The organism is Iocasia fonsfrigidae, assembly GCF_017751145.1.
Lineage (GTDB): Bacteria > Bacillota > Halanaerobiia > Halanaerobiales > DTU029 > Iocasia > Iocasia fonsfrigidae.
Genome location: NZ_CP046640.1, coordinates 3,165,527 through 3,178,473 on the forward strand (window position 1 = coordinate 3,165,527; position 12,947 = coordinate 3,178,473).

12 protein-coding genes are annotated in these 12,947 nt (G+C 38.3%); all 12 read right to left on the reverse strand.

Annotation, left to right across the window (positions count from 1 at the left end):
- Positions 1-13: 13 nt before the first annotated feature.
- Positions 14-925 (reverse strand): carbohydrate ABC transporter permease, encoded by a 912-nt coding sequence (locus GM661_RS15130; RefSeq protein WP_230867590.1) that lies wholly within the window; start codon positions 923-925, stop codon positions 14-16.
- Positions 926-1,015: 90 nt separating this feature from the next.
- Entirely contained in the window at positions 1,016-2,284 is a 1,269-nt protein-coding gene (locus GM661_RS15135) for an ABC transporter substrate-binding protein (protein WP_230867591.1), read from the reverse strand.
- A 180-nt stretch (positions 2,285-2,464) separates the two neighbouring features.
- Positions 2,465-3,013, reverse strand: a complete 549-nt coding sequence (locus GM661_RS15140; RefSeq protein ID WP_230867592.1) for an ECF transporter S component — start codon at positions 3,011-3,013, stop codon at positions 2,465-2,467.
- Positions 3,014-3,084: 71 nt separating this feature from the next.
- Entirely contained in the window at positions 3,085-3,384 is a 300-nt protein-coding gene (locus GM661_RS15145) for a YerC/YecD family TrpR-related protein (RefSeq protein ID WP_230867593.1), read from the reverse strand.
- Between the two features lie 20 nt (positions 3,385-3,404).
- The gene (gene guaA, locus GM661_RS15150) at positions 3,405-4,940 is read right to left on the reverse strand and encodes a glutamine-hydrolyzing GMP synthase (RefSeq protein WP_230867594.1); all 1,536 of its coding nucleotides are present in this window, start codon (positions 4,938-4,940) and stop codon (positions 3,405-3,407) included.
- A gap of 153 nt (positions 4,941-5,093) precedes the next feature.
- Positions 5,094-6,182: an aspartate-semialdehyde dehydrogenase gene (gene asd / locus GM661_RS15155; RefSeq protein WP_230867595.1), complete on the reverse strand. Its 1,089-nt coding sequence runs from the start codon at positions 6,180-6,182 to the stop codon at positions 5,094-5,096.
- A gap of 125 nt (positions 6,183-6,307) precedes the next feature.
- Complete coding sequence (locus tag GM661_RS15160; protein WP_230867596.1) at positions 6,308-8,362, reverse strand: methyl-accepting chemotaxis protein; 2,055 nt, start codon at positions 8,360-8,362, stop codon at positions 6,308-6,310.
- A gap of 170 nt (positions 8,363-8,532) precedes the next feature.
- On the reverse strand, positions 8,533-9,606 hold the full coding sequence (locus tag GM661_RS15165) for a pyridoxal-phosphate-dependent aminotransferase family protein (protein ID WP_230867597.1): 1,074 nt from the start codon (positions 9,604-9,606) through the stop codon (positions 8,533-8,535).
- A 116-nt stretch (positions 9,607-9,722) separates the two neighbouring features.
- Complete coding sequence (gene trpA / locus GM661_RS15170) at positions 9,723-10,520, reverse strand: tryptophan synthase subunit alpha (protein ID WP_230867598.1); 798 nt, start codon at positions 10,518-10,520, stop codon at positions 9,723-9,725.
- A gap of 26 nt (positions 10,521-10,546) precedes the next feature.
- On the reverse strand, positions 10,547-11,155 hold the full coding sequence (locus GM661_RS15175; protein ID WP_125991556.1) for a phosphoribosylanthranilate isomerase: 609 nt from the start codon (positions 11,153-11,155) through the stop codon (positions 10,547-10,549).
- Positions 11,152-11,922 carry an indole-3-glycerol phosphate synthase TrpC gene (trpC, locus tag GM661_RS15180; protein WP_125991558.1) on the reverse strand — a complete coding sequence of 257 codons (771 nt, stop codon included), beginning with the start codon at positions 11,920-11,922 and terminating at the stop codon, positions 11,152-11,154. The genes GM661_RS15175 and trpC overlap by 4 nt, the downstream gene beginning before the upstream one ends.
- Positions 11,922-12,947: an anthranilate phosphoribosyltransferase gene (trpD, locus tag GM661_RS15185; protein ID WP_407929603.1), complete on the reverse strand. Its 1,026-nt coding sequence runs from the start codon at positions 12,945-12,947 to the stop codon at positions 11,922-11,924. The genes trpC and trpD overlap by 1 nt, the downstream gene beginning before the upstream one ends.

Below are 12,947 nucleotides of genomic sequence, written 5' to 3' on the forward strand. Positions count from 1 at the left end.
ATTTTGACATTAGCTATTCACCCTCTTTCTTAAATAAGCCAAAGAATTTTAATTGAATAAGGTTTATTATCAAAACTATCAATAAAAGTGTTATCCCAATAGCAGAGGCATAACCCATTTCAAAATTATTAAAACCAACCTGATAGATATAAGAAACAATAGTCATACCAATATCACCAGGTGTAGCAGTCTGCCAGTAGGCATAGCTCTCAGCAAACATCTTATAACCACCAAAAACACTAATGGTTAAGACATAGATTATCACTGGTTTGAGATTCGGTATAGTTATATGACGAAATTTATCCCATCTATTAGCACCATCTATAGCAGCTGCTTCATAGATCTCATCAGGTATCCCCTGAAGACCAGATAGAAAATAGATTATATTAACCCCTAACCAGCGCCAGGTACATAGTATAACCAGACCAATCATCGCTGGGGTAGAGTTCTGCAGCCAGACAATAGGTTCTATACCAAAAAGGCCTACTAAAGAATTCATTAAAGTCTGTGGATTTTCTCCAAAGGAATAACGAAAAAACATACCTGCTACAATTACAGACGTAAGTGCCGGCATAAATAAAGATGAACGAAAAAAATTTTTAAATCTGGTATGTTTACTATTTAATAAAACTGCCAGTACAAGTGGTAAAGGAATTAATATTAATATAGTCCAGAAAGTATAACTCGTGCTTGTCATCAAAGCACTCAAATAATGCTTGTTAAGTAGTTTCTCATAATTAGCTAATCCCACATAACTAACTTCACCAAAGCCGATCTCCTGAAAACTCATAATTATAGTTGATATCATGGGATATAAATAAAACAATAAAAAGGCAATAATAAATGGTGAGACAAATAGATATGGTACAAATTTTGGTGAATTTAAGAATGTATTTGTTAAGCTCCACTTTCTTCTAGCTTTCATAATCTATCACCTTCCTCTTAAAGTTTAAAAGATTCAACTGTTAATATTACTATAACAGCTGAATCTTTTATTATTTTAGCATAGAGGTCTTTATTTTAATTCTTCAGCTGCTTCTTTAAGGACTTCTTCAGGAGTCATGCTCTGTTCTTTTAAGGCTTTAAAAGATACATTTTTCTTAAGAAGGTCTATAGCCTTTGGATATTTTTCTGTAATAACTGTTGGATTTATCTCCTCTTTAATCTCAAGTAAAATATCAAAAATACCTTTACCAAAATAATCTGTGTAATCATTATCAGCTTTCATTTCTGGGGAATCCCAGACATCCCATCTTACAGGGTCAAAACCCAGTACTGTCCACAATTTTTTAGAGGCTTCTTTAGATAACTTGGCCTCTCCCAGGAAATTCACAGCTAAGTCTTTATGTTTACTTTGTATGGTAACAACCGTACCTGTACCACCCATACCAGCAGATCTATTACCGCCTTCTTCCCAGGCCGGCAGTGGTCTGATAATCATCTTGCCTTTAAGATCAGGCATATACTGAACAAAACGCCCCATATACCAGATAGGCATCATCAGGGAAGCTGCCCCACCATTGTTCATAAAGGCCCAATATTCTTCTGAATGATGAAATCCACCAGGGGCAGGTATGGCTATTTCATGTTTATAGATCATATCTTTTAAGAATTGTAGAACCTTAATATTTGTCTCATTATCCAAAATAACCTCACCATCTGGTGCAAAGATATCAGAACCAGCCTGGCTAATTAAAGGATAATAAGACCAGTGTTCAGTAACTTCGATAGTGGTCATGGGTTTACCAGTTGCTGCCTTAACCTTCTTACCAGCCTCAACATAATCATCCCAGGTTACTATCTCATCTACATCAACACCAGCTGCGTCCAGATACTCTTTGTTGTAATACATAACTTCAGCACCAACATGAAAGGGCATGCCATAGTATTTACCACCTTTAGAATAGTTGTCAAACCTGGCCTTAATAGTTTTATCCAACACTGGTTCTACTACATCATTTAAAGGAACTAACTGAGGTGTTTTGCCTTTTAAATAATTAGCAAATTTACTAATTTCAATATCTGACAAATCTGGAGCTCCAACACCTGATTGAAGTGCAATCAGGAGTTTGTTATGCATCTGATCATATGGATAAACAGAAGTCTCTAAGACTATTTGATTATCTGGATTTTTCTCATTCCAGACCTCTACTGCATCATCCATAAACTCCTTATGCAGTTCCTGATAAGTCCAGTAAGTAAGTCTCGTCTCTTTAGCTAAGCCAGAAACAGCCATCACTGTCAACATAGCTATTACTAATAACAACACAAAAACCTTTTTCATTAAATCTCCTCCTAGTTTAAATTCTATACTAATTATATGATAAAGGAATTTTACTTTCACTCAACATTTTTTACCACCAACTATAATATTTTTAACTTTCTAAATAAAAATAAAAATCGTATAACTATGCATTAAAAGATAGGGCCCATCACAGGCCCTATCTTTTCACTAATAATTTAATTATTTGTTTAGATTTTTTTCTGCCGACTGATTCTTGTCCTGATACATCATAACAGCCTTTCCTACCAGACTAACCAGAATAGCAGCTACTACTGCCTCTGGAACACCATGTACCAGAGCAACTGATAATGCTGCTTCATATGGTAGATAACCCCTAAAAACAGCCAGACCAAGAACTAATACCGTATTAGTCACGGTTCCTACAAGCCCGGCTACAATGAGGCCAACGCTAGTGTTTTTCTCACGGAAACCCAGATAGGCAAAATAAGCAGTAATACCAATTAATAAGCGTGGTAAAATAGCTATTATTGGATCAGCAAAGAGAACACTTGTTGCCCTAAAAAAACTTGACATACCAAAAATCAAACCAATAAGCAGACCTACCACAGGTCCTTCTAATACACCACCAAGTATTGCTGGTATATGCATGATAGTTACTGCTCCTGCCGGAGTTGGCACAGGAATCAATCCAAGGCCTGATAATCCAAGTATTATGGAAACAGCCCCCAACATTCCAGCAACTACAATCTTGCGCGTAGTCAACCTCACATTTCTCACCTCCCAGTCATTTAGATCCAGGGGTGGATCTAATATATAGTTTTATTTATGAGAAGACCGGTTTATTCTTCCTCCAGATATCCCATCCTATCAAGGATGAGACTATAACCATCAGCCCCATAATACAGGCATCTTTTTACCCTACTAATGGTGGCTGTGCTGACACCGGTCTTATCAACTATTTCTTCATAGGTTGCACCAGTTCTCAACATTTTAGCAACCTCAAACCTCTGTCCAAGGGATTTGACTTCACTTACAGTGGCAATATCCTCAAAGAATCTATAACACTCTTCCCTGTTATTCAGCTGTAAAATTGCATCAAAGAGTTGATCAGTAAATTCACCTTTAAGGCTCCTGCTCATTTAAATCCTCTCCTTTAAAATCACTCCCACTCAATAGTTCCTGGAGGTTTTGAGGTTATATCATAAACAACCCGGTTAATTGATTTAACTTCATTGACTATTCTGTTAGCAATACGTTCCATTAATTCGTAAGGGAGTCTGGCCCAATCTGCTGTCATGGCATCATCACTGGTAACTGCCCTAAAAACTATGGGATAACCATATGTCCTTTCATCACCCATAACACCAACACTCCTTATTTCAGGTAGAACAGCAAAGGACTGCCAGATTTCTTTATATAAACCAGCTTCTTTAATCTCTTCCTGAATAATAGCATCAGCTTCCCGCAGTATCTCCAATTTCTCTTCTTCAACAGTACCAATAATCCTGATGGCCAGCCCGGGACCAGGAAAAGGCTGACGCCAGACTATATCATCTGGTAAACCGAGAACCTCACCTATTTTCCTGACTTCATCCTTAAATAAGTCGCGGAGAGGCTCTATTAATTCAAACTCAATATCTTCAGGGAGACCACCTACGTTATGATGGCTTTTTATAGTTGCAGCCGAATCACTACCACCACTTTCGATAACATCAGAATAGAGTGTGCCCTGAACAAGATACCTGGCATCCCCCAGTTTAGCAGCCTCTTCTTCAAAAACCCTGATAAATTCACTACCAATAATCTTCCTTTTTTCCTCCGGTTCCTTTACTCCAGCCAGTTTTTTCAAGAACCTCTCTCTAGCATCCACATAAACCAAACTCATATTAAATTCTTCAGCAAAGGTCCTTTTAACCTGTTCGGCTTCACCTTTGCGTAGTAATCCATGGTCAACAAAAATGCAGGTCAGCTGGTCACCAATCGCTTTGTGGACCATAGCAGAGGCAACCGCTGAATCAACACCACCAGAAAGGCCGGAGATAACCCTATCACTGCCGACCTTTGCTTTTATAGTCCTTAACTCTTCATTAATAAAATCTGCCATGTTCCAGTCACCACTTACTCCACAGACCCTGAATAAAAAGTTATGTAAAATTTCCTTACCGTATATAGTATGTACAACCTCAGGGTGGAACTGCACACCATAAAGACCCTTTTCATAATTACTCATCGCTGCCACCGGGGTTACCTCTGTCCTGGCAGCTATTACAAAACCATCTGGAACCTCTTTAACATGGTCACCATGGCTCATCCAGACCTGACTATCCTCAATATCTTCATAAATCCCTTGATTATCAATTATATTTAACCTGGCTTTACCATATTCACCATACTCTGCCTTTTCAACAACACCCCCGGCAAGTAATTTAGCCATTAACTGCATACCATAACAAATGCCAAGAATAGGTATTCCCAGTTCAAAAATCTCCTTATCTATTTTTGGAGCATCTTCCAGGGTAACACTCTTTGGCCCCCCAGAAAATATTATCCCTTCAGGATTTAATTCCTTAATTTTTGCAATATCTACATCATAGGGTAAGATAGTTGAATATACCTTTGCCTCCCTGACACGGCGGGCAATTAGTTGACTATACTGACCCCCAAAATCCAGTATTAGTATTTGTTCCTGCTGCATAGCTCTCTCCTTTCAGAACCATTACTTACTTTAGTTGATTAAAGTATAACTATTTTCTTAAATAATGTCAAGTTTTATCCTGATAATGGTATCACTTTGTAAAAGAAAAACCAGATAAAAGATATACCCTTTATCTGGTATTATTGATTGTATTTATTTAATATATTCTTTAGCTGTTAACAGTTCAGCCATAAGAATAGCACCACCGGCCGCTCCTCTTACTGTATTATGAGAGAGGCCTACAAACCTATAATCAAAGACATTACATTTCCTTAACCTACCAACAGTGACTGCCATACCTTTACCTTCATCACGGTCTTTCCTGGGTTGAGGTCTATCTGCTTCATGTCTTACTACAATAGCCTGTTCAGGGGCAGTAGGCAGCTCTAATTCCTGGGGTACGGAACTAAACTCTTCCCAAATCTTAGTTATCTCACTTATTTCTGGTTTTTCCCCTTTGAATTTCAAACTCACACAGGCAGTATGCCCATCTATAACCGACACCCTGTTACAATGAGCTGATATTTTTATTGATTCATCATAGACAAATTTACCATTCTTAATATCCCCCAATATCTTCTGTGGTTCAATTTCAGATTTCTCTTCTTCACCATTAATAAAAGGTACTACATTGTCAAGCATATCAAGGGCAGATGGTCCTGGATAACCTGCACCTGACAGGGCCTGTAGGGTTGTCACAATCATTTCATCTACCCGATAACCCTTTTCCATCAAGGCATAGACAGGTGTAACATAGCTCTGCACACTACAATTTGGTTTAACAGCCAGCAGACCCTTATCCCAACCGTAATGTTTGCGCTGTTGTGGAATAATCTCAGCATGGGCTGCATTTACCTCTGGTATTAACATAGGTACATCTGCTGTATGACGGTGGGCAGAATTATTTGAGACAACTGCAAACCCCTGATCAGCATAAGCCATTTCCAGTTTCTTAATCTCTTCTTTAGGAAGATTCACAGCGGAAAACAATAACGAACATTTCCCTTTAGCAGCTGATATATCAGCTGCATTACCAACAATTAACCCCTTTACATTGTCTGGTATCGGGGTAATCATCTGCCATCTCCCTTCAACTGCCTCCACATAGGTCTTTCCGGCAGAACGGGGAGAAGCAGCTACATAACTTACCTCATACCAGGGGTGGTCAGCCAGTAACCTCAAATAATTCTGCCCAACCATTCCGGTAGCCCCCATTACCCCTACTTTAATCTTCTTCTCCATATTTTTATCACCTCAAATATAGTAAATTGATAATTTTCAGCTAAACAAAGCTTACAGTTATTAATACAAAATTATAACATGATAAAGCGAAAAATACAATGAAGTGAAGATTATTTTATCTAATCTTAAATTATAAATCTATCTAAATTTTTATTTAACTCAACTACCGTATTTTTTAATTCACTAGCAAGATTAGCTAACTGATCTGCTGAAGAAACCTGTTCTTCACTGGCAGCAGTCACTTCTTCAGTAGAAGCAGCTGCCTCCTGGGCAATAGAGGCTATACCAACTATCTCATCAACCACTTTATCTTTATAATCATCTATTTCTGTAATGGCTTCATTGACCCTGTTAACTTCTTCTGTTATTGTTTCCAGTGAAGCAATAATTCCTTTGAAGGCCTGTTCTGTCTCATGTACAGACCTGTTCTGTTCTTCAAATATTACATTTGCCTTTTCTACCTCTTCAACAGTATTCTGTGATTCAGTAAGTATTTTATTAACTATATCACCAATAGTCTGAGTTGCCTCACTGGTCTGTTCAGCCAGAGTCTTTATCTCTTCAGCCACAACCCCAAACCCCTTACCAGCATCACCAGCACGGGCTGCTTCTATAGAGGCATTTAAGGAAAGAAGACTGGTCTGTTCACTTATCCCACTGATAATATCCACAATTTTACTGATTTCTAAAGCCTTATTATTTAAGTTATTTATATCCTCTTTAATTCTGCTGGACATTTCAGCAGTTGTATTGCTTTTCTCATTTAGAGTATTTACTGTTTCTCCAGCATTTTTACTGGTAATTTTTATTTCCCTGGCAGCATTAAAAACCAATTTAATATTTTCATTAACATCAGCAATACGTTTAGCCAGCAGTTCCATTACCTCTGTAGTAGACTGAACATCATCAGCCTGGCTTTGCGCCCCTATAGAAATACTCTCCACTGATTCAGATACCTGTTGTGCTGCAGAATATGATTGCCTGGAGACTTCACTTATTACACCTGTATCTTTTAAAACCATATCACTGGTCTTATGGGTAGAATTTATTAATTCCCTGATATTTTTAGTCATTTTATTAAAACTACTGGCCAGCCTGGCTATCTCATTCTTCCCTTTTAAACCATAACTAACCGTCAGCTCTCCTCTCTCTACCCTGCTCATCAAACTCATTATCTCCTGTAGTGGATTAGATATACCCAGTGAAATAATTAAACCCAGTAATACAGCAATAAAAATGCATACAATTCCAATTAAAATGGTCTTCTTACCAACCTGATAAATTTCACCCATTAATGATTTTACAGGGATATTACTGGCAAGTATCCAACCATTATCAAGATCTGCAAAGGTTGTTATTTGATTACCAATAGTAATATAATTACTATTTTCATCCAAATCTATTGTCCCCTTAAATCTCCTGCCCTTTAGTTCATCATTTATAGCTGTAATAATCGTCTTATCTTCTGCAAATAACTGAACAGCAGCTCCTTCACCAAATTGAGCAGTAGTAATAATATCAGTTAAAAGATCACTTTCTATAATATACCCTAATACACCGATTGCTCTACTAGATTGTAAATTGGTCAGTCTCCTCATTAGATAGATATTTTCATAATCATCCCTGTATCCAATTACCCAGCAGGGGCGTCCAGCAGCTTCATTTACCTCTTGATAAAGGGCACTATCTATAAATTCCTTGCCGAACATCCCTTCAATCTCTACCCTGCTGGTATTGGAATATATATGTCTCCCGTTTTCCCTGAATATAACAATACCTTCTAGGTCATTATTAGAAAAAGTAATAGAATTAAGCTTTTCTGTAAGCTTATTATTGGCCTGCATTTCCAAGAAACCATTTTCAAACTCTCTGGTAGATAGTATTTCATTCAATTCACGGTCACTAATAATCATCATTGTTGACCTTTCTAATTCTGCCAGCTTATTAGCTATCTTATCTGCCACCTGTTTAACAATCTCCTTAGAATAAAAACCAACTTTTTCTTCGATGGCAGCCCTTGAACCCTGATATGTAAAATATCCAATTATAGAAAGCGGCACAATACCTATTAATAAAAAAGAAACTATCAGGAGTGTCTTTACCCTTATCCTGGTAAAGACTATTTTTTTACCTATTTTACCTTCTTTACCCCTCTTATAAATTTTTTTTAGATCAATCATAAAATCCCTCCAATCATACAAAACCTGTTCATTTTTTTGATAAAAATAACACCTTTACTATAATATTCATCAAATTATAATAAAAACCTTTTTTATTGTCAAAAAAATATAAAGATTCAGTTTATCACGAAAATAATAAAAACCCTGCAATTCAACAGGGTTTAAAAATACTATTTTAATGATAGTATATCATTTATTGTCACTAACAAACCTCTAATATCAGCCAGGGTCCAATCCCCCATATGGCCTATTCTAAAGGCCTTACCTTTTAAATCACCATAACCATTAGCAATCCTCATGTGATATTTATTGACAAGTTCCTTATTTAAATCCGGAATAGATATGTCCCTGGTATTTAAGATACAGGTAACTGTCTGCGACCAGTAGCCTTTTTCTGGATAGATATCAAAGTATTCCAGGGCCCATTCCTGAACATAATGAGCCATCTCCCGATGCCTCTTAAACCTATTTTCTATTCCTTCTATATCAATAATATCTTTTAACTGTCTACGCAAGGCAAATAAATGCGGTATTGCTGGGGTTGACAATGTTTGACTCCTCTGATGATATTTATACATGTTTAATAGATTAAAGTAATAACTCCTTTTCTCTACCTCTTCCGCCCTGGCCAGTAGTCTATCACTTACTGAGGCCACAGCTAAACCCGCTGGTAGGGCAAAGGCCTTCTGTAAACCTGCTAGACACATATCAATACCCCATTCATCAACCCTGATTTCTGTACCGGCCATAGCTGAAACAGAGTCAACCAGGAAAAGAACATCGTCATACTGCTTAATAACTTCCCCAACCTCTTTAAGGGGATTCATCATACCTGTAGAAGTCTCATTAAAGACCATAGTAACCGCGTCATATTTCCCACTAGACAGTTTTTCATCTACCAGTTCTGGTTTAATGGCTTTATTCCATTCGACATCTACCCTATCACAGGGAACACCATTTTGTTGGGCAATCTGATACCAGCGCTGACTAAAAGCACCATTAACTAGACACAAACAGCGTTTTTTAACACCATTTGTGACAGCCGCTTCCATTGCCCCGGTTGATGAAGATGTAAAAAGGAATACGGGATTTTCAGTAAACAACAGTTTCTTAAGATAAATTTGAAGCTCATCATATAACTTTCTAAACTCCTCTGTCCGGTGATGGATCTGTGGACTAGCAAGCTCGTTTAATAATTCAGCCCTTACCTCCGTTGGCCCAGGTGTAAACAATTTATCATGCATTTATATACCCCCCATTATTGGCTGCTTTCTGCTTTGTTAAGCAAAATTATCCTTTATGTATTGTTATGCTAATAATTATAACAATAAGACTGCGATTTGTCTACTTGATAATTATCTTATACCTTACTCAAATACCTGATAAACTTACCAATAGTTTCAACAAACTCATCTTCTCTCTCCGGGAGCAACTTCAGGTTTTCTTCAATCTTATTGACTATAGCACTGCCGACAATAGCTCCATCAGCATAACTATGAACTTGTTTAACATGTTCAGGCTTAGAAATGCCAAAGCCAACAGCTACCGGGACATCCCTTAGTCCTTTTATCAAACTAACCTGTTCTTCAATTTCACTGGATAACTCTTCCCTGGTTCCTGTAACACCACTCCGGGAGACTGCATAGATAAAACCACTGGCATTTTCAACAATCTCCTTAATCCTATCCTCAGTAGTATTAGGAGATACTAACATTATTATATCTAAATTATTTCTAGCCTTTCTTAGTTCATGGTCAGAACCAAGGGGGAGGTCGGGTATAATTACCCCATCTATCCCTGAATCTTCACAATCCTGAACAAATGATTTAACACCATAGCGGTAAACACTATTATAATAGCCCATTAAAACAAGGGGAAGTTGACTTTTTTCCCTGATGTTTTTTACTAGCTTGAAAATAGACTGTAAATTAGTTTTATGGACCAGACTCCTTTGGGCAGCCTTTTGTATAGTAGGACCATCAGCCAAAGAAGAACCATATGGTATCCCCAGCTCAATTATACCAGCACCGTTTTTCTCAGCAGCCAGAACCAGTTCCTCAGTAATCCCAAGATCAGGGTCCCCTGCCATCAAAAAAGGAATAAAGGCTTTTTCCCCATCTACTTTTATAGCTTTAAAATATGCCTCAATTCTACTCATTTATCTAATCACCTATCTCTTCCTCTTTATCTATCTTTTGCTTTTTCAATAAATCTCTTCATCTTCAACTTATCTTTAATTCCGGGGCTTTTTTCAATTCCACTACTGACATCAACTGCAAATGGCCGAGTGAGATGAATAGCCTTCTGGACATTCTCTTCATTTAAACCACCGGCAATAATAATCTTTCCGTATTCTGCCGCCTTAGCTGCCAGCTGCCAGTCAAAAGTCTTACCGGTCCCACCTGCTCTATCTGGGTGAAAGCTATCCAGGAGATACACAGCCGTCTGATAGCAGCCAAGACCTACCAGGGATTTTTCATCTCTAACCCGGAAGGCCTTAATAACCGGCAGCCTGAATTCCTGACAGTATTCTGGTGATTCACTACCATGAAACTGTAAATAATTAATACCAGTCTCTTTAATTATTTCCTTGACAAAATCATAGGGGTGATTTAAAAACACCCCTACTTTTCCAATACTATCAGGTATTTCAGCTATAATCCTGGCTGCCTGCTCCACACTAACCCGGCGGGGACTGTCAGCAAAGATAAATCCCAGAAAATCGGCACCATATTTAACTGCCTGAAGGGCATCAGCAATCCTGGTAATACCGCAGACCTTTATCCTGGTCATCCTATCAACTCTTTTACTTTATCCCCAGGACTGGTACTTGTCATTAAGGCCTCCCCGATTAAAACAGCATCAACCTTTTTCTCTAACAAATCTATATCTGTTCGGTTTTTAATACCACTTTCACTCACTACCACTCTATCCTGAGGGATATATTTAAGCAGGTCGAGTGTTGTTGCCAGTTTAACTTTAAATGTCCTGAGGTCCCGATTATTTATCCCTATAATATCTGCCCCGGCTGATAAGGCCTGTTCTAGTTCATCCCTATCATGCACCTCTACCAGGGCGTCCATCCTCAGTTCCTTAGTCAGAGCAATATACCTTTGCAATTTTTCTGCTGTTAAGACAGCAGTAATCAATAGAACAGCATCAGCCCCGTACAATCTGGCCTGATAAATTTGATAGGAATCAATTATAAAGTCTTTTCTTAAGACCGGTAAAGAGCCAGCTGCCTTAACCTCTTTTAAATATTCCAATCTACCCTGAAAAAATTTCTCATCTGTTAAAACCGATATTGCCCTGACCGGTGAATTATTATACTGCTGAGCAATATCTACTGGATTAAAATCCCTCCTGATTACACCTCTGGAGGGAGAGGCCTTTTTAATTTCGGCAATTATTGAAATACCCGGCCTCTTTAGAGCAGACTTGAAGGAATAGCTTGCCATCTCTAACTCGCTGAGCTTTTCCTTTAACACCCCAGGGTCGAGCTGCTTTTTTTGTTCACAGACCTCTAAATTCTTATGTTCTATAATTTTATCAAGTATCATTATATAGCCACCCCTGCAAGTTGAGCTGACAGCTCCTGAAGTTGATTTAATTTCTTTAAGGCTGCCCCACTATCAATTGCCTCGGCAGCTAAATTTAATGCATCTTTAAAATTATCAACTTTTTCAGCAATAACTAAGGCAGCTGCTGAATTCAATAAAACAATATCCCTTTTTTTGTCTTGGTGGCCATGTAGAATATCCCTGGCTATCCTGGCATTTTCATCAGGAGAACCACCAGCCAATTCCTCAATTGCAGCAGTTTCTAAGCCCAGTTCCAGTGGATCAAGATAATATGTCTGAATCTTTCCATCAGTAAGTTGGCTGACCCTGGTTTTACCAGTAGTTGTTATTTCATCCATACCACCTATTCCATGTACAACCAGGGCCGCCTTAACCCCCAGGTTTTTCAGTACATAGGCCACAGGTTCTGTTAAATCAGGGTCATACACACCAAGCAGTTGTAGTTCTGCTCCAGCAGGGTTGGTTAAAGGCCCCAGGACATTAAAAATAGTCCTGATCCCTATCTCCCGGCGGGGTTTTACGGCATATTTCATAGCCTGATGAAAAACAGGAGCAAATAAAAATCCAATTCCTATCTCATCGATACACCTACCTACCTGACTGGGTTCCAGGTTAATATTTACCCCGAGTTTTTCCAGGAGATCTGCACTGCCACAGGTACTGGATACTGAACGATTCCCGTGTTTGGCAACCGACAGACCAGCCCCGGCCAGGACAAAGGCAGTTACTGTAGAAATATTAAAGGTATTTAAACTGTCACCACCTGTACCGCAGACATCTATCAAACCCCTGCTTGCTACTGGTATTCCGGCTGCTTTTTTCCTCATAACTATAGCTGCACCGGTTATTTCTTCAATTGTCTCTCCCTTTATTCTTAAAGCAGTAATATAGGAAGCTATCTGAGCTGGTGTAGCTTTTCCTTCCATAATATCAGACATAACTGAGATACTTTCCTCTAAAGTCAGATTATCTCCATTAATCACCTTATTAATCACTTCTCTCAA

What these genes read in the sequence shown, in the direction of transcription:
- GM661_RS15130 (WP_230867590.1), bottom strand. Translation starts at nt 925, where the DNA reads ATGAAAGCTAGAAGAAAGTGGAGCTTAACAAATACATTCTTAAATTCA.
- GM661_RS15135 (WP_230867591.1), bottom strand. Translation starts at nt 2,284, where the DNA reads ATGAAAAAGGTTTTTGTGTTGTTATTAGTAATAGCTATGTTGACAGTG.
- GM661_RS15145 (WP_230867593.1), bottom strand. Translation starts at nt 3,384, where the DNA reads ATGAGCAGGAGCCTTAAAGGTGAATTTACTGATCAACTCTTTGATGCA.
- guaA (WP_230867594.1), bottom strand. Translation starts at nt 4,940, where the DNA reads ATGCAGCAGGAACAAATACTAATACTGGATTTTGGGGGTCAGTATAGT.
- asd (WP_230867595.1), bottom strand. Translation starts at nt 6,182, where the DNA reads ATGGAGAAGAAGATTAAAGTAGGGGTAATGGGGGCTACCGGAATGGTT.
- GM661_RS15160 (WP_230867596.1), bottom strand. Translation starts at nt 8,362, where the DNA reads ATGATTGATCTAAAAAAAATTTATAAGAGGGGTAAAGAAGGTAAAATA.
- GM661_RS15165 (WP_230867597.1), bottom strand. Translation starts at nt 9,606, where the DNA reads ATGCATGATAAATTGTTTACACCTGGGCCAACGGAGGTAAGGGCTGAA.
- trpA (WP_230867598.1), bottom strand. Translation starts at nt 10,520, where the DNA reads ATGAGTAGAATTGAGGCATATTTTAAAGCTATAAAAGTAGATGGGGAA.
- GM661_RS15175 (WP_125991556.1), bottom strand. Translation starts at nt 11,155, where the DNA reads ATGACCAGGATAAAGGTCTGCGGTATTACCAGGATTGCTGATGCCCTT.
- trpC (WP_125991558.1), bottom strand. Translation starts at nt 11,922, where the DNA reads ATGATACTTGATAAAATTATAGAACATAAGAATTTAGAGGTCTGTGAA.